The sequence below is a fragment of the Massilia sp. HP4 genome, from assembly GCF_005222695.1.
In the GTDB taxonomy this organism is placed as follows: domain Bacteria; phylum Pseudomonadota; class Gammaproteobacteria; order Burkholderiales; family Burkholderiaceae_D; genus Telluria.
The window spans coordinates 104,375-124,748 of record NZ_STGG01000023.1; the positions used below are offsets into that span (position 1 = coordinate 104,375).

Annotated in this window: 14 protein-coding genes and 1 riboswitch; of the genes, 6 read left to right on the plus strand and 8 right to left on the minus strand. The window is 65.3% G+C overall.

The window, feature by feature from the left end; genetic code table 11:
• Positions 1 to 225 precede the first annotated feature (225 nt).
• From E8M83_RS11245 to E8M83_RS11255, 3 genes are all read right to left on the minus strand, one after another.
• Positions 226 to 492: a PAAR domain-containing protein gene (locus E8M83_RS11245; protein ID WP_137173453.1), complete on the minus strand. Its 267-nt coding sequence runs from the start codon at positions 490 to 492 to the stop codon at positions 226 to 228.
• 252 nt (positions 493 to 744) lie between these two features.
• Positions 745 to 2,886: a TonB-dependent siderophore receptor gene (locus E8M83_RS11250; protein WP_137173454.1), complete on the minus strand. Its 2,142-nt coding sequence runs from the start codon at positions 2,884 to 2,886 to the stop codon at positions 745 to 747.
• Positions 2,887 to 2,967: 81 nt separating this feature from the next.
• Positions 2,968 to 3,065, minus strand: a riboswitch (TPP riboswitch).
• Positions 3,066 to 3,126: 61 nt separating this feature from the next.
• Positions 3,127 to 4,020 carry a DUF535 family protein gene (locus tag E8M83_RS11255; protein ID WP_137173455.1) on the minus strand — a complete coding sequence of 298 codons (894 nt, stop codon included), beginning with the start codon at positions 4,018 to 4,020 and terminating at the stop codon, positions 3,127 to 3,129.
• A 313-nt stretch (positions 4,021 to 4,333) separates the two neighbouring features.
• Between E8M83_RS11255 and E8M83_RS11260 the strand changes: the two genes are divergently transcribed.
• Complete coding sequence (locus E8M83_RS11260; protein ID WP_137173456.1) at positions 4,334 to 5,041, plus strand: glutathione S-transferase; 708 nt, start codon at positions 4,334 to 4,336, stop codon at positions 5,039 to 5,041.
• A gap of 4 nt (positions 5,042 to 5,045) precedes the next feature.
• Here the strand turns inward: E8M83_RS11260 and dkgB are convergent, their stop codons facing one another.
• Together dkgB and E8M83_RS11270 are read right to left on the minus strand one after the other, a co-directional pair.
• The gene (gene dkgB / locus E8M83_RS11265) at positions 5,046 to 5,855 is read right to left on the minus strand and encodes a 2,5-didehydrogluconate reductase DkgB (RefSeq protein WP_137173457.1); all 810 of its coding nucleotides are present in this window, start codon (positions 5,853 to 5,855) and stop codon (positions 5,046 to 5,048) included.
• Positions 5,856 to 5,875: 20 nt separating this feature from the next.
• Positions 5,876 to 7,081 (minus strand): MFS transporter, encoded by a 1,206-nt coding sequence (locus E8M83_RS11270; RefSeq protein ID WP_137173458.1) that lies wholly within the window; start codon positions 7,079 to 7,081, stop codon positions 5,876 to 5,878.
• A gap of 124 nt (positions 7,082 to 7,205) precedes the next feature.
• Here E8M83_RS11270 and E8M83_RS11275 point away from each other — a divergent pair, with 124 nt between their 5' ends.
• Positions 7,206 to 8,102, plus strand: a complete 897-nt coding sequence (locus E8M83_RS11275; protein WP_137173459.1) for a LysR family transcriptional regulator — start codon at positions 7,206 to 7,208, stop codon at positions 8,100 to 8,102.
• 36 nt (positions 8,103 to 8,138) lie between these two features.
• On the opposite strand, the gene E8M83_RS11280 is transcribed toward E8M83_RS11275, so the two are convergent.
• The gene (locus tag E8M83_RS11280; protein WP_137173460.1) at positions 8,139 to 10,637 is read right to left on the minus strand and encodes a TonB-dependent siderophore receptor; all 2,499 of its coding nucleotides are present in this window, start codon (positions 10,635 to 10,637) and stop codon (positions 8,139 to 8,141) included.
• Between the two features lie 258 nt (positions 10,638 to 10,895).
• Here E8M83_RS11280 and E8M83_RS11285 point away from each other — a divergent pair, with 258 nt between their 5' ends.
• Positions 10,896 to 11,789, plus strand: a complete 894-nt coding sequence (locus E8M83_RS11285; protein WP_137173461.1) for an alpha/beta fold hydrolase — start codon at positions 10,896 to 10,898, stop codon at positions 11,787 to 11,789.
• Position 11,790: 1 nt separating this feature from the next.
• Here the strand turns inward: E8M83_RS11285 and E8M83_RS11290 are convergent, their stop codons facing one another.
• A complete protein-coding gene (locus E8M83_RS11290; protein WP_137173462.1) occupies positions 11,791 to 13,173 on the minus strand; it encodes an ATP-binding protein in 1,383 nt (460 codons plus the stop codon).
• Entirely contained in the window at positions 13,166 to 13,825 is a 660-nt protein-coding gene (locus E8M83_RS11295; RefSeq protein WP_307721854.1) for a response regulator transcription factor, read from the minus strand. Before E8M83_RS11295 ends, E8M83_RS11290 begins: the two co-directional genes overlap by 8 nt.
• Before the next feature lie 160 nt (positions 13,826 to 13,985).
• Here E8M83_RS11295 and E8M83_RS11300 point away from each other — a divergent pair, with 160 nt between their 5' ends.
• The 3 genes from E8M83_RS11300 to E8M83_RS11310 are packed head-to-tail and all read left to right on the plus strand — an operon-like array spanning position 13,986 to position 20,326.
• Complete coding sequence (locus tag E8M83_RS11300; RefSeq protein ID WP_137173464.1) at positions 13,986 to 16,856, plus strand: TonB-dependent receptor; 2,871 nt, start codon at positions 13,986 to 13,988, stop codon at positions 16,854 to 16,856.
• 11 nt (positions 16,857 to 16,867) lie between these two features.
• Positions 16,868 to 18,256, plus strand: coding sequence for an alpha-amylase family glycosyl hydrolase (locus E8M83_RS11305; protein ID WP_206077448.1), 1,389 nt, complete (start codon positions 16,868 to 16,870; stop codon positions 18,254 to 18,256).
• A gap of 12 nt (positions 18,257 to 18,268) precedes the next feature.
• The gene (locus E8M83_RS11310) at positions 18,269 to 20,326 is read left to right on the plus strand and encodes a glycoside hydrolase family 97 protein (protein WP_137173465.1); all 2,058 of its coding nucleotides are present in this window, start codon (positions 18,269 to 18,271) and stop codon (positions 20,324 to 20,326) included.
• Positions 20,327 to 20,374: the final 48 nt, after the last annotated feature.

A 20,374-nucleotide genomic window follows, 5' to 3' on the forward strand; every position in this document is an offset into this window, starting at 1 on the left:
GCGGCCCGGCGGTGGCGCACATAAACGACGTCAGCGTGAACCTGTAGCGCATCACCGGTGCTGACCATTGACTCAAAAGTGCTTGCCGGAGAATTGAAAATTTCCTATGTGAAGATTTTGCAGTTAAGCGGTACTAAGCAAGTAGATGCCGGGAGATAGAAGTTTCTAAGGTGAATGTGGGCATTGATTGGCAAGATCGATTAGCAGTAATTAGGGCACAGATTACTAGCCATATTTCGCAGTAATCAGACTTGCTATCAATGCACATCCACATGCGCTACGATGCCCGTGCAGTGCGACCATGCGGCCTCCGATTAGATAGGTTATTGCACCTTCTACAATCGGGTTGACCCCATGTCCAGCCACCGGGCATGAGACTAAATCGCCGACTCGCGCGATCCCGATGCCATTAATCCGATGTGTAGTTGAAGCGGAAATTACTTTGCCGCCATGTGAGGTCGGGTCACCCATTCGAACGATCGGTAGTGGCATTTGTGCCTCTGGCTCGGTTGTCAAAGTCGGTGGAATTGAGGTTTATCTTATCGAATCCGTGTGAGTGTAGAAAGTGCACACTGCAGAACGTTCTGCGATGGCGCAATACTTGCGAACTTTGACATGTGATCGGTACACATTTGAATGCTCTGCCGGTGACATAAAAACAGCAGCCACCTAAATACTTATACTGTTACGCTACCCCGTATTTTTGCAACTGCAGCCATACAGGGGTAACGGTGAAATCAAGAATCAGAAATCGATCTGCGCCGACAGCCTGAACGTCCTTGGCGCCCCAGGCAGCAAATACCCACCCAGCGACTGCGTCACATCGCGCCAGTAGAACTTGTCGAAGGCATTGTCCACCCGCGCGCGGATGATCGTGTTCAGCCCACCCGCGCGCAGCAGGTAGGACGCGCCGAATCCGGCCACGTGGTAAGCCGGCACCTTCACGCGATTGGCCGGATCGAACACCTTGTTGCCCGAGTACTGCCACTGGGCGTCGAGCTTCAGCCCTGCCACCTGCGGCACCGCGTACTCGACCCAGGCGGTCGTGCGCAGCTCCGGCACATTGGTCACGCGCTTGCCTTCGGTGGTGGCGTCGCCGGTATCCTTTTGATCCGTATCGAGCGCCATCAGCGACAGGCTGTAGTTCAGGTCGGGCGTGGCGAGGCCCTGTGCCGACAGCTCGACGCCGCGGTGGGTCTGCTCGCCGGCGCGCACGAAGGTATTGGCGGCGTTCGTGTATTCCAGGCCCTGGCGGATCTCGAACAGCGCGCCGGACAGCGCCAGCTGCTCGTTCACATTGCGCTTGACCCCGAACTCGAGCTGCTTCGAGCGGCTCGGCGGCAGCGCGGTGTTCTGGTTGGTGGTTTCCATCGGCGCGATGCCGCCATACTGCAGGCCATGGCTGATCGAGCCGTACACACGCCAGTCCTGGGCCGGCGCATACACCAGCGCCACGTTCGGCAGCGCGAATGAATCCTTGGTATGCACCCAGCCGCCCTCGATTTCTTCCAGCGCGTCGAGCTCGAGCTTCACATAGCGCACGCCGGCATGCAGGGACAGTTGCGGCGACAGGGTCATCACGTCTTGCACGAACAGCGAGCGCTCCTGGGTCGCGCGGCGCTCCATCACGGGGCCCGTCACGCGGTCGCTCGCCACTGGCGGTACGATGGCGTTGTTCCAGATATTGCTGGAGCCGACGTAGTCGTAGACGTATTCGCCGAAGCTGTCGTGGCGTTCGGCATACGAGCCGCCGACGGTCAGGGCGTGGCGCACCGCGCCAGTGGCGAAGCGGCCCTGCAGCATCGCCTGCAGGCCCCACGGCGTCTTGCGCTCGCCCGTGCTCTGGAAGTCGTATACATCGTAGTCGCCGTTCGAGCAGTAGCCCGGATAGTAGCCGTCGCCCTCGTTGCTGCAACCATACGGGAAGGCGGTGAAGTCGTCGCGTTTGAACCAGTGCTTGTTGGCGCTGACGGTGGCATTCCACGCGTCGTTGATGCGGTATTCGAAGCGCAGGCCGAGATTGCTGCTGTCGGTGTCGACCGGTTTGGTCCAGGGCTGGTCGTTGAGCAGGGTCTTGGCCGAGACGCCGGTCGGCAGCACTTCGTTGCGCAGCAGCTGATAACCCGGCGCCGTGATTTGCGCCTTGTGCTGGTGGTCGAGGTCGATCTGGAACAGCGCGTCCGGCGTGATCTGCCAGTCGAAGGCGGCCGACACGAACTGGCGCTCGCCGTCGGCGCCGCGCACGTAGGATTTCAGGTCTTCGGCGGCGGCGTTGATGCGGTAGCCGAAGCGGCGGTCCTCGAAGCGGCCGCCCAGGTCGACCGCGCCGTACACGGTGCCGCGCTCGCGCACTTCGACGGTGGCCTGGCGCAGCGGCGCATTGGTCGGACGCTTGGTGACGAAGTTGATCATCCCGCCCGGCGCCGCGACGCCGGCCTGCAGGCCGGCCAGGCCGCGCAGGACCTCGATGCGTTCCTTGTTCTCGAGCGGGATCTGGGTGTCGCCCGAGATCGCGATCATGTCCTTGCGGTAGCTGGTGGCGTTGTCGAGCGCGAAGCCGCGGATCGAGAACTGCTCGGCGTAGCCGATCGCGTTGTAGGCATCGCCGATCGAGGCGTCGTAGCGGGCCGCGTCGCTTGCGCTGCGGATCGACAGGTCCTGCATCTGGCCCTGGCTGATCGAGGTGATCGAGGCCGGGGAGTCGAGCAGCGGCATGTCGGAGAAGCCGCCCACGCTGGCGCGGTCGAGGGCGATCCATTTGCTGCCGGTGACGACCACCGACGATACCGCTGCTTGCGTGGCCTCTTGCGCCGATGCCTGGGACGACAGGGAAAACGCCTGCACGATGGCGCAGGCGAGGATGGTGTGCTTCGAAGTGAATGTCATGGTTTGCTCGTGTTCGCGCGCCACATTGCGCGCAGCTTTTATCAAAGCCGGAGCCAACGTGGGGGAAGGGCAAACGAATGGAGATGCTGCTTTGCGCTTTCCTTCGCTGGCATTATCCAGATCAGGTACGAAGGGTATCTCTCACCCGGAACAGCATTCCAGGACCCCTAGCGAAGCGCGAGTGTACCACGGCCTACGGCGGCCGTGGTGATTCTGTCAAGACCGTCGGATTCGCGCCACTCAGGCCCTGGCGGTCGACGGCGCCTCGGCCGCTACCGGCGGGGTGGCGGCCGGCGTCACGATATGGCGCAGCAGTGCGCTGCGCGCGGCATCGCCGATGGCGCGCCAGTGTTCGCGGCGCTGGGCCGCGCGCTTGCGGTGCTTGGACGGCATATCTTGCAATGGCTTGAGGTAGAACGGCAGCGGCACGACAAAGCTGCGCGCATCCAGCTCGGCGCCGCCCAGGATGCGCCAGAAGCCGTCGTAGGCGTTTTCAAACGCCTTGTCTTGCGCCGCATCGTAGGCCACGTGGGCACTGCCGCGCACCGCGACCACGCGGTCGAAGCCCAGCGCCTGCGCCGCACCCTGCAGGGCGGCGAAGCAGAAGAAGCTCGGCGAATTATTGGGGAAGACGCGCTCGAAGGCATCGAAGGCGCCCCCGGCATCGCGCCACAGGCCGGCATTGCGCGAGATGAAGGGCACGGTCGGCAGGTCGACGCCTACCACGGCACCCTCGACCCAGGTCCAGGACAGGCGGTGCAGGACCGTGCCGTCGACGACCAGCGAAATCGTCAGTTCGCCTTCCGGGTCGATGCGAGGCGCATGTTCGAGCCGCAAATGGAAGCTGCCGCCATCGTCCTCGTGCTGCCAAAGGGCCAGGCCGCCCTGGTGCACGGCTTGCCGCCAGGCGCCGTTGAAGGTGGCGTCCTCGAAGCGGTGATGGGCCAGCACGCAGCGCATGCGCTCGCGCACTCCCAGGCCGCGCGCCAGGTAGTCGCGGCCGCTGACACGGCGGAACAGGTCGTCGTCGGGCGCGTTTTCGAGGCGGCGCACCAGCTTGAGGCGGGACAGGGACTGGTGCTCGCGCCAGTAGCGCACGGCGTGCCAGCGTTGGGTCAATCGAGCGAAGATCATCGAGCGCTCCATTCGGCATAAAGGGCTTTGTCTTGCAAACTACCCGCCATGGGGTGGCGGGCCATGCTCAGCGCAATAGCAAGAATAATTCCGCTGTGCAATTATGTGCCGAATTGCTAACTCGTGCCAGGACGCAGTGCAAACAGCGCTTGGGAACCAAGGCGGGGATGGTAGGTCATGGTGCTCTCTTTGGACGTGATTACTTATGGTTGTTTTTAGGCATGCACGACAAGACTACCATGTTTGCGGCGCGCCACGCTTCTTCATTCATCATCGATAATGCGCCGGAACCAACCAGCGAGGGAGGCACCAGATGGCGTATGAACTGTTTTATTGGCCGAGCATCCAGGGACGCGGTGAATTCGTCCGCCTGGCACTGGAAGAAGCGGGGGCCGACTATGTCGACGTGGCGCGCCGCGAAGGCGGCGTCGACCTGCTGATGGCGGCGCTCGAGGTCGAGGAATATCCGGCGTTCGCGCCGCCGTTCCTGAAGTCCGGCGAGCTGGTGATCGGCCAGGTGGCCAATATCCTGCTCTATCTCGGCGAGCAGCACGGCCTGGCGCCGCGCACCGATCCGGGCCGCCTGTGGGTGCACCAGCTGCAGCTGACCATCGCCGACCTGGTGACCGAGGCCCACGATACCCACCACCCGATCGCGTCCGCGCTGTACTACGAAGACCAGAAGCCCGAGGCGCTGCGGCGCTCGGCCGATTTCATCGAGTCGCGCATTCCCAAATTCATGGGCTATTTTGCGCGCCTGCTGTCCAATCCCGAGCCGCGCGACTACCTCACCGGCGACAAGCTCACCTATGCCGACCTGTCGCTGTTCCAGGTGATCGAGGGCCTGCGCTATGCCTTCCCGAACGCGATGAAGAAGATCGAGCAGGAGCATCCGGTCCTGACCGGCCTGCGCGACCGGGTGGCCGCGCGGCCGAACATCGCCGCCTACCTGGCATCGGAGCGGCGGATCCCTTTTAATGAAGAGGGTATCTTCCGCCGTTACAAAGAGCTGGATCAGTAACGCATCAGTCCCATTGCGGTGCGAAATCGGGGCTGACCAGGCGGCCGCCGCCATCCTGCACATCGAGGGCATCGATGGCGGCGCTGTCATCGAGACTCAGCACGAGCGAGCGCGCTTGCAGGTTGCCGGCCAGGTTCTCGCGCCTGGTCGACGACGGGATGACGGCGTAGCCCTTGGCCAGCAGCCAGGCCAGCGTCACCTGGGCCGGCGTCGCCCCATGGCGGCGCGCGATGGCCCCAATCACCGGGTCTTCCATCACCTTGCCGTAGGCCAGCGGCATATAGGCGGTGACGTGGATGCCGGCCGCGCCGGCGAATGCCGCCACGCTGCGGTTCTGCAAATACGGGTGCAGCTCGACCTGGTTGGTGGCGATGTTCGCCGCGCCAACTGCGTCGGCCGCCTCGCGCATCAGCGTCACCGGGAAATTCGACACGCCGATCGCGCCGGTCAATCCTGCCTCGCGCGCCGCCAGCAAGGCCTGCATCGATTCGGCCACGGAGACCGCGGCGCCGGGAGATGGCCAGTGGATCAGGGCCAGGTCGACCTGCTCGACCTGCAGCTTGTGCAAGCTGTCCTTCAGGCTGGCGGCCAGCTTATCAAAGGCCAGGTTCTCGGTCCAGATCTTGGTGGTCAGGTAGACCTCGCGGCGCGGCACGCCGGACGCGGCCAGCGCCTGGCCCACCTCGAGCTCGTTGCCGTAGATCTGGGCGGTGTCGATGTGGCGGTAGCCCAGTTCCAGGCCGGTGCCGACCGAATCGATGGCGGCCTGGCCTTGCAGGCGGAAGGTGCCGAGTCCGAGTTGAGGCATGTACATGATGGGTCCTTTCGACTTCATTAGTGGGTAACGACGGCGCTGCGCACGGCCGCCTTGGCCGGCACGCCTTCGCGCCGATCGAGCCAGCCGGCCAGGGTCGTGAGCAGCAGGGCGCCGACGACGACCAGGGCGCCGATCCACGGCGTGGCGATCAGGCCCAGCTTGGCGACGATCAGGCCGCCGCCCCAGGCGCCCAGCGCGATGCCGACGTTGAAGGCGGCAATGTTCAGGCCCGAGGCCACGTCCACCGCCTGCGGCGCATCGCGTTCGGCGCGCTGCACTACATACACCTGCAGGCCGGGCACATTGCCGAAGGCGACCGCGCCCCAGGCCAGCACCGTCAGCAGCACCAGCGGTTTGCTGGGCGCGGTGAAGGTCAGTACCAGCAGCACGACGGCCAGCAGCGCGAACACGATCTGCAGCGCGCGCACCGGGCCGTGGCGGTCGGCCAGCTTGCCGCCCCAGATATTCCCGGCCGCGACCGAGACGCCATACACCAGCATCACCAGGCTGACGGTCGACGCCGGGAAGCCCGAGACCTCTTGCAGGATCGGCGCCAGGTAGGTGAAGGCGATGAAGGTGCCGCCGTAGCCCAGCGTGGTCATGGCGTACACCAGCAGCAGGCGCGGTTTCTTGAGCACCGCGAGCTGGGTCAGCAGGCTCGATGGTGCGCTGCCGGCGATATTCGACGGCACCAGGATGGCGCTGCCGACCGCGGCGACCACGCCCAAGAGCGACACCGCCAGGAAGGTTGCCTGCCAGCCGAAGTGCTGGCCGATGAAGGTCCCGAGCGGCACGCCGGTGACCAGGGCCACGGTGAGACCCGTGAACATCAGGGCGATGGCGCTGGCGGCTTTTTCCTTCGGCACCAGGCTGGTGGCGATGGTCGACCCGATCGAGAAGAACACGCCGTGGGCGAGGCCCGTGAGTACGCGCGCGGCCATCAGGGATGCATAGTTGGGCGCCATCCAGGCCACCAGGTTACCGATCGTGAACAAGACCATGAGGCCGAGCAGCAGTTGCTTGCGCGGCACGCGGCCGGTGAGGGCCGTGAGCACCGGCGCGCCGATGGCGACGCCCAGCGCGTACAGGCTGACCAAGAGGCCGGCCGAGGGCACCGACACGTCCAGGCTGGCGGCGATGGTGGGGATCAGGCCGACGATCACGAATTCGGTCGTCCCGATGGCGAAGGCGCTCAAGGTGAGCGCCCAGAGTGCGAGTGGCATACGATTCTCCTTGTTGTTACCGTTACCTCAAAAGGGCAGGAATGACGCAGGCATGCAGTGTGCCGCGCCTGACTGCAAGGAAAAATAGGCCGCTGTACAATGGACTTTTGAGCTGGAGTCATCAATGATCGATGTCGATGCCTTGATTGTATTTGTTGCAGTCATAGATTCCGGCTCGTTTTCGGCCGCAGCCGAGCGCCTGGGACAGACACCGTCCGGGGTGTCGCGCACCATCTCGCGGCTCGAGGATGGCCTGGGTATGACGCTCATGCACCGCACCACGCGGCGCCTGCAACTGACCGAGGAGGGCGCCTGGCTGCTCGAGCGCGCCCGCGCCATCCTGCTCGACCTGGCCAATACCGAGGCCGAGGCGCAAGCGCGCCGCTCGCAGCCGTCAGGACTGGTGCGGGTGAATGCCTCGACGCCGGCCTTCGACCATTTGCTGGCGCCCCTGATTCCCGACTTCCTGGACGCATATCCGCTGGTGCAGCTGGAACTGACCAGCGGCGAGACCTACGTCGACCTGATCGAGGAGCGGGCCGACCTGGCGATCCGCATCGGCGCGCTGCCCGATTCCACGCTCAATGCGCGGCGCCTGGGAACGGGCAAGCTGCGGGTGGTGGCGGCGCCGTCCTACCTGGAGCGCCACGGCGTGCCACGCGACCCGGCCGAGCTGGCGCAGCACCGCACCGTGGGCTTTGCGGCGCCGGCCTCGCTCAATACCTGGCCGCTGCTGCACGCGGGCGGCGATGGCTACACGGTCACGCCGCAGGTGCTGGCGTCGAGCGGCGAGACGGTGCGCCACTTGGTCTTGCACGGTGCCGGAGTGGGGTCGATGGGGGAGTTTTTGGTACGCTCCGACATCGAGGCGGGGCGACTGGTGCCGGTGCTGCAAGAGCACACCCTGCCGTGGACCCAGCCCGTGTGGGCCGTGTTCTACAAGCAGGGCGCGCTGGCGCCGCGGGTGGCGGCGCTGGTGGATTTCCTCGCCCGCAGGCTGGGCGAGGTGCTTGACCGGTAGGGTGGGCGGCTCTGCCGCCCATGCGTTCAACCAGCGTCAGAACGCATAGGTCGCGCGGCCGTAGATATACCGACCCGAACGCCCGAACGGTGCATAGGTCGAGAACGGCATATTGCTGGTGGTATTGATCGCCGGCGGCAGCGTCTCGGGGTACTGGTCGAAAACGTTGTCCGCGCCCAGCGCCAGGGTCAGCTTGGGCGTGACGGCAAAGCGTCCTTCCAGGTCGACCACGGTCTTGGCGCCAAGCTCGAAGTCGAAGGCCGCCGTGGTGCCCGGCGACAGTACCTCGCCATAGCGCGTGGCGCGCAGGGTCGCGCCCCATGGCCCCAGTTTCCAGTTGACGTTGGCGCTGATCTTGTTCTTCGGTTGGCCTTTCTCAAGCGACAGCACATTGACGCGGTCGAACAGCACCGGGGAAGGGCTCAGGTTCGACAGCTGCTCGGTCACCGGCACCTTCGTGACTTCGGTGTCGGTGTAGTTGCCTGCCAGCGTAAAGTCGAAACGGCCGGCCGCGCCCGCGTTATGCGCCCAGTTGATCACCACGTCCACGCCCTTGGTCGTGGTGTCCACGCCATTGATGAAGAAGCGCCCGCCGCCCACGCCGATGAAGCCCTGGCTGGCGATGTAGTCGCGCACATTCGCCTGCGTGAGGTTCTCCGACAGGATGATGCGGTCGTCGATGTCGATGCGGTAGGCGTCGACCGTCACGCTTACGGCGCCCAGGCGCAGGACGGCGCCGAGCGAAGCGTTCACCGATTCCTCGGCGTCGAGCGGCTTGGCGCCCAGCGCCACGGCCACAGGGTCGGACGGCTTGAAGGTGGTGATCTCGTAGGGGATGCCGTTGATGAAGTTGGTGGACGTTGCGGTGAAATACTGCTGCTGCGGCGACGGCGCTCGGAAACCATTCTGGATCGCGCCGCGCAAGGCGAACGACTTGGTGAAGTCGTAACGCAGCGCCAGCTTGCCGGCCACGCTATTGCCGAAGTCCGAATACTTTTCGGCGCGCACCGCGGCCGAGGCCAGCAGCTCCGGGGTGATATTCGCTTCCAGGTCGACGAAGGCGCCGACCGCGTTGCGGTGGGCATCGACCTCGTTGGCCGGACGGAAGCCCGGGAACACCTGGGCGCCTGGCGCGGCCGGCGTCCCGTTGGGCAGCACTTCGCCGCCATAGCTCCACGACTGCTCTTCGCCGGCGAACAACTCGTAGCCTTCGCGGCGCGCCTCCACGCCCACCGCCACGTTCAGCGGCGACGACAGCGAGGCCAATTCGATGCTGCGCACGCCGGTCAGGTTGAACACCGTCTGGTCATACGAATAACCGCCGGCGTAGAACGCGGTCTTGCTGGTCGGGCCCAGCGAGCGGTTCAGGGTGTTCTCGATGGTGTACTCCATCTTGTTCTTGCCGTAGCCGAGCGAGGCGTCCATATCCCATTGGCCGGCTTGCCAGGTCACGCCGCCCGTCATCGAGAAATCCTTGACGGTCGGCGAGATCAGCGGCAGGAAGCCGTCCGGATAGATCGACGGGATGTTGCGCACATCTTGCGGCGGGCGGAAGTAGCCGCCCGAAGTCGCGTCGCGGTCCTGATAGCTGGCCCAGCCATACACCTTGACGCCGCCGCCCAGGTCATTGCCGGCGTTGGCGAATAGGGTGGATTGTTCGAGTTCCGGCTCGCCGGTCCAGGCATTGAAGCGGTTGATGGTGTTCTCGCGCGGGTCGAAGCCGCCGTTCACGCGCGGGTACTGCTGGCGCATATCGTAGCCGGTGCGTTCGGTGCGGTGCTGGTCGCGGTACTCGGCGGCCAGGGTCAAAAAGCCCGATTCGCCCAGGGCCAGGCCTTTCCACAGGCTGACGGTGGCGGTCTGGCCGTCGGTACGCTTGCGCGAATCCGGGCCCGACCAGGTGCCGCCGGCGGGCACGGCGTCATTCCAGAGATCGTATTCGGTCTTGCGCGCGCCATAGGTCACGCTCGCTTCGCCGCCATCGCGGTCGGTGCGCAGGCGCATATTGACCACGCCCGAGATCGCGTCGGATCCATATTGCGCCGCGGCGCCATCGCGCAGCACCTCGACCGATTTCACGATTGCGGTGGGAATGGTGTTGAGGTCGACCGCCGCCGAACCGCGGCCGATCGAGCCGTTCACGTTCACCAGCGAGGACGCATGGCGGCGCTTGGAATTGATCAGCACCAGGGTCTGGTCGGGCGCCATGCCGCGCAGGGTGGCGGGGCGGATGGTGTCGGTGCCGTCGGTGATCGAAGGCCGCGGGAAGTTCAGCGAAGGCAGGGCCAGCGACAGCGCCTGGTTCATCTCGGTGCTGCCGGCATTCTTGAGGGTCTCGGACGAGATGATGTCGACCGGCGCCGCGGTGTCGAGCGCGGTGCGGTTGGCGACCCGGGTGCCGGTGACGACGACCGTGGCGGCGTCGCCGGCAGTGGCGTCGGGTGATGGCATGGCTTCCTGGGCCTGGGCGATGCCGGCACACAGTGTGGCGATCGCGATGGCGAGTGCTGTCTTTTCCGTCCTGGCTTTCTGCATGGTGCTGATTCCTTTTTTTGTTCTACGGCGGTGGTCTTGGGAAAGGGCGAGGCGTTGTCCTCCAGTTCATACTGCGCAGCACAATCAAGAGTGTCAATTCGTTAAGACCGTTCAATGCGTCTTTACAACAATTGTCGAAATGTCAGGCTCATGTAAGAACATGTCAGCGGCATAAACCCAGGGTTGCAGTACCCGGGGAGGGAAGCAGGCGTGCTAGAGTAGCCGGCCACGCATCCATCCATTCAAGATATCGACACCATGACACCGCTGTTCCCCAACTTCCGCTCGCTGCAGGTCGAGGTGGCGCCGTCGATCGCGATCAACGCCGTCGCGGGCGGCTCCGGCCCGCCGCTGCTGCTCCTGCATGGCCACCCGCAAACCCACGCCATCTGGCACAAGGTCGCGCCGCAGCTTGCCCAGCATTTCACGGTGGTCGCCTGCGACCTGCGCGGCTATGGCGACTCAAGCAAGCCGCAAGGGGATACCGACCATTCCAACTACAGCAAGCGCACGATGGCGCAGGATGCGCTGGCCGTCATGCGTTCGCTGGGTGTCGAGCGGTTCAAGGTGCTGGCCCACGACCGCGGCGCGCGCGTCGCGCACCGGCTGGCGCTCGACCACCCGCAAGCGGTCGAGCGCCTGGCCCTGCTCGATATCGCACCGACCCTGGCGATGTACGAACAGACCTCGGAAGCGTTCGCGCGCGCCTACTGGCACTGGTTCTTCCTGATCCAGCCGGCGCCGCTGCCCGAACGCCTGATCGAGGCCGACCCTGGCGCCTACGTGCGCGACGTGATGGGCAAGCGCAGCGCCGGCCTGGCGCCGTTCGATCCGCGCGCGCTGCTTGAGTACCAGCGCTGCCTGGCCCTGCCGGGCGCTGCCCACGGCATCTGCGAAGATTATCGGGCCGCCGCCGGCATCGACCTCGAACACGACCGGGTGGACCGCGATGCGGGCCGCAAGCTCGCGATGCCGCTGCTGGCGCTATGGGGCGAACAGGGCGTGGTCGGGCGCTGCTTCGATCCGCTCAGGGAATGGCAGCTGGTTGCGGACGACGTGCAGGGCGAGGCGCTGCCCTGCGGTCACTACATCGCCGAAGAAGCGCCGGATGCGCTGCTGGCGCGCGTGCTGCCGTTCCTGATGCAGGACTGATTCAGGCCGCGGCGCCGGCGAACTCGATGGTCGCGGTCAGGCCGCGACCGCCTTCGCCATCCGACAGCACGATGATGCCGCCGTTGCGCGCCGCGCCGCGTTCGGCGATCGCCAGCCCCAGGCCGCTGCCGGATTGCTCCTGTCCCGGCACCCGGTAGAAGCGGTCGAATACCTTGTCGCGCAGCTCGGGCGCAATGCCCGGGCCCTGGTCGGCGATCGCCAGGCAGAAGATGTGGCCGATGCGCGTCAGGCGCACCGCGATGCGGCCGTCTTGCGGCGAATACTTGATCGCATTGCTGATCAGGTTATCGACCGCCGACGCCATGCTTTCCAGGTGCAGCGGCAGGCTGCCTTCGCCATCGGCGTGGAACTCGATCTCGATATTACGCGCAACCGCCAGGTGGGCCGCCGCCGCCACCCGGTCGCGCACGAATTCGGCGACGTCGGTCAGCGGGCGGGGATGGTCGACCTGCGGTTCGGCGCGCGCCCGTTCCAATGCCAGCAGCTGGTGCACGGTGTGGGTGGCGCGCGCCACGCCACTGCGCAGGCCTGCCGCGGGCTCGGCGCAGCGCTCGGCGACCTCGTTGCCGGCGCGGCTCATCAGCACGTGGGCATTGATCTGGATCGCCGCCAGCGGCGTCTTGAGTTCGTGCGCGGCATCGGTCAGGAACTCGTGCTCGTGTTCGATGCGTTGCGAGAGCCGCGCCATCAGGCCGTTGATCGCGTCCACCAGCGGCGACAGTTCGCGGTAGGTGGAATCGGGCAGGGGCGTCAGGTCGGCGTCCGAGCGCTGGGCGATGTGCGAGGCGATCGTGCGCAGCGGACGCAGGCCGATGCCGACGATCAGCCAGGCAGGAATCAGGAGCAGCGGCAGGCTGAAGATGGTCGAGGACAGCAGGAATCCGACGCCGCCGATCGAGAACATCCATTCGTCGTCGACTTCGTGCCTGCGCTCGACCACGATGCCCTGGAGCGCGTCGCGCGCTTCCCAGCGCACCCAGGCATAGGCCTCGCGGGTGGCGACTTCAGGCAGCCGCTCGGGCAGCTCCGGCGCGGAGTTGTAGACCAGGCGGCCGTGCAGCCAGACGCGCACCCGCACGTGCGAGTGGTAATCCAGTTCCTGGAACATGCGCACCCGATTCGCCTCGATTTCTTCCAGCACCGGCAGCATGCGCGCTACATTCGGCCCGACATCCGACAGGTGGGCCAGGATATTGGCGGTGTGCGCCTTGTTCTCGCTGAAGGTGCGGCTGCGCTGGGTCGCCTTGGCCTCGAGGAATACCCATACCAACCCGATGATGGCCACGCCGATGATCACGCCCGTGAAGCTGAACATCAGGCGCTGGAACAGCGACGACGGCCGGTTGGCGAGCCGCCTAAGCATCCTGCTGCACCATATAGCCGACGCCGCGCACGGTGCGGATCACGCCCTCGCCGATCTTCTTGCGCAGGTTGAAGATGTGCACGTCCAGGGTCTGGCTCTGGCCGCCCTGGCCATCCGCGGCTGGCAGGGCGCGCCGTTCCAGCTCCACCCGCGTCAATACCCGGTTGGCCTGTTTCATGAGGGTCAGCAGCAGCGCGAACTCGGTCTTGGACAGGGTGACCGGCTGGCCCGCGCGCGTGACCGCCATGCGGTTCTCGTCGAGCACGATGTCGCCCGCCGTCCACAGGTTTTCTTCCAGCGTGCCGTGGGCGCGGCGCACGATGGCGCGCAGGCGCACCAGCAGTTCGGGGATCTCGAACGGCTTGATCAGGTAGTCATCGGCGCCCAGGTCGAAGCCCTTCAGGCGGTCTTGCAGGCTGTCGCGCGCGCTGATGATCAATACCGGCAGGCGCACGCCGTCGGCGCGCAGGGTGCGCAGCAGGTCGTTGCCGTCGCCGTCGGGCAGGCCAAGGTCGAGCACCACCGCGTCGAAGGCCTCGTCGCGGATGCGCGCCTCGGCATCGGCCGCCATGCGCAACCATATCGCGCTATGGCCTTCGTCCTGGAATACCGACAACAACGCCTGGCCGATGGCGAGATCGTCTTCGATCATGAGAATCTTCATGGCGCGAGTTTACCAGTGCGGCGTACCGACAGGGCGCCGGCCAATCTTCAGATTCGCTTCAGCGCATGCGTTGACCCGGCCCGCGCGATATTGGACCATCGCATCCAACCAACATCAAGTTGGAATAAATATAATCAGGAGACAGACAATGACGACACGTCGGGACGGCGCGCGGCGCCAGCGCTTTCAGTCACATTTCCAGTTGCATTCTATTGCAGGCGCTTGCGCGCTGATGATGATGGCGGCGCCGCTGCACGCCCAGGAAGCCGGCGCCCAGGATCCCGAGGACGCCGTCCGCCCAGCGGCGACGGTGACGGGAGAGGCGCCGATCGCCACCGTCAACGTGTCCGGCATCCGGCGCGGCATCGAAGCGGCCATCGAGATCAAGCGCAACGCCACCTCGATCGTCGAAGCCGTATCCGCCGAAGACATCGGCAAGCTCCCCGACACCACCGTCGCCCAGTCGATCTCGCGCCTGTCGGGCGTGACCACCCAGCGCAGCAAGGTCAATGGCAAGGCGACCGAGGTGAGCGTGCGCGGCATGTCGCCGACCTTCAACGGTTCGCTGCTCAACGGCCGCGAGCAGGCCTCGACCAGCGATGCGCGCAGCCCCGAATTCGACCTGTTCCCGTCCGAGCTGACCGGCAGCGTGCTGGTCTACAAGACGCCGGACGCGAGCCTGATCGGCCAGGGCCTGGCCTCGACCATCGACCTGCGCACCCTGCGTCCGCTCGATTTCGGCAAACGCATGTTCGCGGCCAATGCACGCAAGGAGCGCATCGGCTTCGGTTCCGGCTCCGACCTCGGTTCCGGCCACCGCAAGACGCTGACCTATGTCGACCAGTACTTTGGCCGCAAACTGGGCCTGTCGGTCGGCCTGACCTCGTTCAAGCAGGACAACGGCGGCGAGCTGAAATTCGACAGCTGGGGCGCCAACACCGCCGACATCGACTACAACGGCCAGACCGTCAAGGCGATCAACGGCTTCATGGCCGAGACCTCGCGCCGCAAGGCCGAACGCGACGGCGCCTCGGTCACCCTGCAGTTCCGCCCCAACGACAAGTTCCGCTCCACGGCCGACCTGTTCTACTCGCGCGGCGAAGAGGCGACCAAGAAGACCGGCCTCGAAGGCGCCATCGTCGGCGGCACCGGCATCTACGATCCGAACGCGGTGCTCACCGACGCCACGATCGAGAACGGGATCGTCACCGCCGGCACCTTCAGCAACTACAAGGGCGACGTGCGCAACCACATGTTCTCCAACAAGGACCGCCTGCTGTCGGTCGGTGTCAACAATGAGCTCAAGGTGGGCGAGTGGCGCATCGTGAACGACTTGTCGTACTCGAAGGGCACCAAGCGCATCAGCAACTTCGAGACCATCGCCGGCCAGCCGGGCAATACGCCCGAAAGCCAGCTCGGTTCGATCAGCTACAGCGGCTTCAATGGTAGCAATTACAATGCCGTGCGCTTCACGCCGAGCCTGGATTATTCGAACCGCGACGTGGCGCTGCTGACCGACGTCGCCGGCTGGGGCGGCGGCCCGCTGTCGCCGCAGGCCGGCTACGTGGCCCTGCCGACCATCGACGACAAGGTGCAGGCCGCGCGCCTGTCGGCCGAGCGCGACCTGGAATGGGGTCCGCTGGCCGCCGTGCGCTTTGGCGTCAATTTCACCAAGCGCGACAAGTCGCGCCTGGGAGAAGAGGGCCGCCTGTCGATCCGCGGCGGCGACGGCTATGCCAGCGCGCAGATTCCCGGCACCGGCATCGACTACGCCGGCCCGACCGGTATCCCGGTGGCCTCGTTCGATCCGACCGGCAGCCTGGGCACGATCTACGACATGAACCGCTGGGTCGACGCCACCGTGCTGGCGCGCGACTGGACGGTGGGCGAGAAGGTCACCACCGCCTACCTGATGGGCGAACTCGATGGCACGCTGATGTCGCTGCCGTACAGCGGCAATATCGGCGTGCAGGTGGTGGATACCCGCCAGCGCGCCAGCGGCAACCAGGTCGACCTGGCCAACTGCACCGGCATCACCACCGACACCTGCCCGGCGGTCGTCAAGACCGGCGGCGTCGACTACACCAAGGTCTTGCCGAGCCTGAACCTGACCTTCGACCTGGGCAACGACCAGCTGCTGCGCCTGGGTGCCGGCAAGCAGGTCTCGCGCGCCAACCTGGACAACCTCAAGGCCAGCATGAACTTCGGCCTGCAGAGCGCCACCGCCGACGATCCGGCGCTGACCGGCTTTGCCGGCAATCCGGAACTGAAACCGTATGAGGCGCGCGCACTCGACCTGTCATACGAAAAATACTTCGGCAAGAAGGGTTATGTCAGCGCCGCGCTGTTCTACAAGAAGCTCGACAACTACGTGATCAATGCGCCGCAGATGTTCGACTTCGCCCAGTACACCAGCCCGAGCACGCCGCTGCCGACCACCGGCCAGTACGCGGGTTCGACGATCGGCTTTTTGACCATGCCGCAGAACGGGCAGGGCGGCATCATGCGCGGCATCGAATTGTCGGCCAACCTGCCGTTCGGCCTGGTGGTGAATGCGCTGGACGGTTTCGGTGTCCAGGTCAACCATTCGCACACCGATTCCTCGGTGCGCCTGCCGACCAGCGCCTTCGTCACCGGCAGCAATGCGCCGGTGTTCAACGACGCGGTATCCGAGATCGGCCTGCCCGGCCTGTCGCGCAATGTGACCAGCCTGCGCCTGTACTACGAGAAGCACGGCCTGCAAGTGTCGCTGGCGGCCTACCGCCGCTCGAGCTTCATCGGCCAGATCCTCGACTACCGCAGCGAATCGCAGTTCACCTTCATCAAGGGCGAGACGATTGCCGATGCCCAGGTGTCCTATGATTTCCAGGGCGGCATGCTGCAGGGCTGGTCGATGTTCCTGCAAGGGCATAACCTGACCAATGAGCCGTTCCGGGAGTACACCAGCGATCCGAAGGTATACACCAACGTCGTCAACTTCGGGCGCACCTACTCGGCCGGTCTCAACTACAAGTTCTGATCGAGCGCGCCATGCCCATCAAGCCTACCCTTGCCCGACTCGCGGCACCGTCCTGCGTCGCGCTGGCGCTGCTGGCCGGCGCGCCAACCGCGATGGCCGCCGATCCTTACCAACCGAAGGACTACGTCCAGTTCCAGCACGCCGACTGGACCAGGAACGCCAGCATCTACCAGATCAACACGCGCCAGTTCACGCAGGAAGGCACGTTCAGGGCCGCCACCGCCCAACTGCCGCGCCTGAAGGAGCTGGGCGTCGACATCCTGTGGCTGATGCCGATCCACCCGATCGGCGAAGTCAAGCGCAAGGGTTCGCTGGGCAGCCCGTACGCGGTGCGCGATTTTCGCGCCGTGAACCCGGAGCTGGGCACGCTGGCCGACCTGCGCGCCTTTGTCGACCGCGCCCACGCGCTCGGCCTGCGCGTGATCATCGACTGGGTCGGCAACCACACCTCGTGGGACAATGTGCTGCTGGCCCGGCATCCCGACTGGTATGCGAAGGGCCCGGACGGCAAGCCGCAGCCGACGCCCTGGTTTAACTGGGACGACATCATCGACCTCGATTACAGTCAACCCGAGCTGCGCCGCTACATGACGGACGCGATGAAGTACTGGGTGACCGAAGCCGGCATCGACGGCTACCGGGTCGACGCCGCCGGCCTGGTGCCGCAGGACTTCTGGGACCATGCCAGCCGCGAGCTGCGCGCCATCAAGCCGGTGTTCATGCTGGCCGAGTGGGAAAGCCGCGACATGCACCGCGAGGCCTTCGATGCGAGCTATGCCTGGACCTGGTGGGAAGCGCTGCACGACATCGCGCGCGGCCGCTCGGATGCGACGCGCCTGCATGCCTATTACGCCTGGAACAGCAAGTTCTACCCGCGCCAGGCCTATCGCCTGCTGTACACGACGAACCACGACAAGAACGCCTGGGACGGCACCGAGTTCGAGGCCTTCGGGCCGGCGGTCGACGCGGCGATCGTGTTCTCCTTCGTCAGCGAAGGCATCCCGATGATCTACAACGGGCAAGAGGTCGGCAATACCAAACGGCTGGCCTTCTTCGAGCGCGATCCGATCGAGTGGAAGGCGTCGCCCTACACCGCCTTCTACCAGAAGCTCATCGCGCTCAAGAAAGGCAATACGGCGCTGTGGAATGGCGAATACGGCGCGCAGATGGTGCAGGTACCGAACAACGCGCCGCAGCAAGTCCTGAGCTTCGTGCGCGCCAACAGCAAGGACAAGGTGTTCGTCGCATTGAACCTGTCGGACAAGCCGGTCAAGGCCACGTTCGAGAAGACGCTGCACCACGGGCCGTACCGCGACTTCGCCACCGGCGCGAAGGTGGACGTGGGCGGATCGACCGATTTTGAGATGGCACCGTGGAGTTACCGCGTGCTGGTGAAGTAAACAAGGAGAGATATGGTTTCCAGATTCATGAATGTCGGCTTGGCCACGCATTGCTGCGTGGTGCTGGGCATGGTGGTGAGCTCCAGCGCCTTCGCGGCCGAAGCAATGAGCGCAAGCGTCGAGTCGCCGGGCAAGGTGCTGAACGTCTCGGTGCAGGTCGCGCCGGACGGGCGCCTGTCGTATCAGGTCGAACGCAAGGGCCAGCAGGTGATCGCGCCGTCGCGCCTGGGTTTCGTGCTGGGCAGCGACAAACCGCTGGACTCGGGCTTCAAGATCGAACGCCAAGTGGTCACCGACCATGACGGCAGCTGGGAGCAGCCCTGGGGCGAGCGCCGCACGGTGCGCAACCACTATCGCCAGATGCGCGTGGATGTGAAGAAGAACGACGGCCGCCGCCTGGCGATCGTGTTCCGCGTGTACGACGACGGCCTGGGCTTCCGCTATGAATTCCCCAAGCTGCCAAACAACCGCGCCACGCACATCGCCGACGAGCTGACCGAGTTCGTGGTGGCCCAACCGGCCACCGCCTGGTGGCAGCAGGCCGGCGAAGTCTGGGCGCTGGAATACCCGATCCAGAAGTCGCCACTGCGTGAAGTCGGCATGGCCAACACCCCGATGACGGTGCGCATGGAGAACGGCACCCACATCGCCTTCCACGAGGCGGCCCTGGTCGACTATGCCTCGATGTGGCTGCGCCGGGTCGAGGGCCAGCGCCTGCGTGCGCACCTGACGCCATCGGCCACCGGCAATCCGGTGGTGCGCACCGGCGCCTTTACCACGCCGTGGCGCACGATGCAGATCGCCGACGACGCGGCGGGCCTGTACATGTCCGACCTGGTGCTGAACCTGAACGAACCGAACAAGCTGGGCGACGTCTCCTGGGTCAAACCGTCGAAATACGTCGGCGTGTGGTGGGACATGCACCTGGAAACCAAGTCGTGGGCCTCGGGCGCCAAGCATGGCGCCACCACCGACTACACCAAGCGCTATATCGACTTCGCGGCCAAGCACGGCTTCCGCGGCGTGCTGGTCGAGGGCTGGAACCCGGGCTGGGACAGCGACTGGGCCGGCAACGGCGCCGACATGGACTTCACGAAGGCGCATCCGAGCTTCGACATCGCCGCCGTGACGGCCTATGGCAAGCAGAAGGGCGTCTACCTGATCGGCCACCACGAGACCGGCGGCAATGTCGCCCATTACGAGAAGCAGATGGACGCGGCCTTCAAGCTGTACGCCAGGCACGGCGTCGACAGCATCAAGACCGGCTATGTGACCGACGGCGGCGCGGCCCAGTTCATCGGCAAGAACGGCAAGGTCCATTTCGGCTACACCGACTCGCAAGAGGGCGTGCGCCACTACCAGAAAGTGGTCGAAGAAGCAGCGCGCTACAAGATCGCGATCAACACCCACGAGCCGGTGAAGGACACCGGCCTGCGCCGCACCTATCCGAACTGGATCTCGCGCGAAGGTGCGCGCGGCGTCGAGTACAACGCCTGGGGCAATCCGGTCAACAGCGTCGAGCATGAGGCCAACCTGGTGTTTACCCGCATGCTGAGCGGCCCGCTCGACTACACGCCGGGCATCCTGAGCCTGGAGGGCAAGGACAAGCGGCCGTTCAACTCCACGCAAGCCAAGCAGCTGGCCAACTTCGTCGTGATCTATTCGCCGGTGCAGATGGCGGCCGACCTGATCGAGCACTACGAGCGCTATCCGGGTCCGTTCAAGTTCATCAAGGACGTGCCGGCCGACTGGGAAGACACCCGCGTGCCGCACGGCGCGGTGGGCGAGTACGTGACCATCGTGCGCAAGGACCGCAATTCGGATGCCTGGTATGTCGGTTCGGTCACCGATGGCAACAAGCGTACGCTGGACCTGAAGCTGGACTTCCTGGACGCCGGCAAGACCTATGTGGCCGAGATCTATCGTGACGGCGACAACGCCGACTACCGCGACGACCAGCGCCGCTTCGACATCGCGATCGAGAAGCGCAACGTGACGCGTGCCGACACCATCAAGATGGTGCTGGCGCCGGGCGGTGGACAGGCGATTCGCCTGGTGCCGGTGAAATAGGGACGGATCGGCAACGCTGACAGCGCGCATGGGCCGAATTCACCGGTC

Excerpts from the sequence above, each read along its gene's own strand:
- E8M83_RS11300 (WP_137173464.1), top strand. The coding sequence starts at position 13,986 with ATGACGACACGTCGGGACGGCGCGCGGCGCCAGCGCTTTCAGTCACAT.
- E8M83_RS11250 (WP_137173454.1), bottom strand. The coding sequence starts at position 2,886 with ATGACATTCACTTCGAAGCACACCATCCTCGCCTGCGCCATCGTGCAG.
- E8M83_RS11285 (WP_137173461.1), top strand. The coding sequence starts at position 10,896 with ATGACACCGCTGTTCCCCAACTTCCGCTCGCTGCAGGTCGAGGTGGCG.
- dkgB (WP_137173457.1), bottom strand. The coding sequence starts at position 5,855 with ATGTACATGCCTCAACTCGGACTCGGCACCTTCCGCCTGCAAGGCCAG.
- E8M83_RS11255 (WP_137173455.1), bottom strand. The coding sequence starts at position 4,020 with ATGATCTTCGCTCGATTGACCCAACGCTGGCACGCCGTGCGCTACTGG.
- E8M83_RS11280 (WP_137173460.1), bottom strand. The coding sequence starts at position 10,637 with ATGCAGAAAGCCAGGACGGAAAAGACAGCACTCGCCATCGCGATCGCC.
- E8M83_RS11270 (WP_137173458.1), bottom strand. The coding sequence starts at position 7,081 with ATGCCACTCGCACTCTGGGCGCTCACCTTGAGCGCCTTCGCCATCGGG.
- E8M83_RS11310 (WP_137173465.1), top strand. The coding sequence starts at position 18,269 with ATGGTTTCCAGATTCATGAATGTCGGCTTGGCCACGCATTGCTGCGTG.
- E8M83_RS11295 (WP_307721854.1), bottom strand. The coding sequence starts at position 13,825 with ATGATCGAAGACGATCTCGCCATCGGCCAGGCGTTGTTGTCGGTATTC.
- E8M83_RS11260 (WP_137173456.1), top strand. The coding sequence starts at position 4,334 with ATGGCGTATGAACTGTTTTATTGGCCGAGCATCCAGGGACGCGGTGAA.
- E8M83_RS11290 (WP_137173462.1), bottom strand. The coding sequence starts at position 13,173 with ATGCTTAGGCGGCTCGCCAACCGGCCGTCGTCGCTGTTCCAGCGCCTG.
- E8M83_RS11275 (WP_137173459.1), top strand. The coding sequence starts at position 7,206 with ATGATCGATGTCGATGCCTTGATTGTATTTGTTGCAGTCATAGATTCC.
- E8M83_RS11305 (WP_206077448.1), top strand. The coding sequence starts at position 16,868 with ATGCCCATCAAGCCTACCCTTGCCCGACTCGCGGCACCGTCCTGCGTC.
- E8M83_RS11245 (WP_137173453.1), bottom strand. The coding sequence starts at position 492 with ATGCCACTACCGATCGTTCGAATGGGTGACCCGACCTCACATGGCGGC.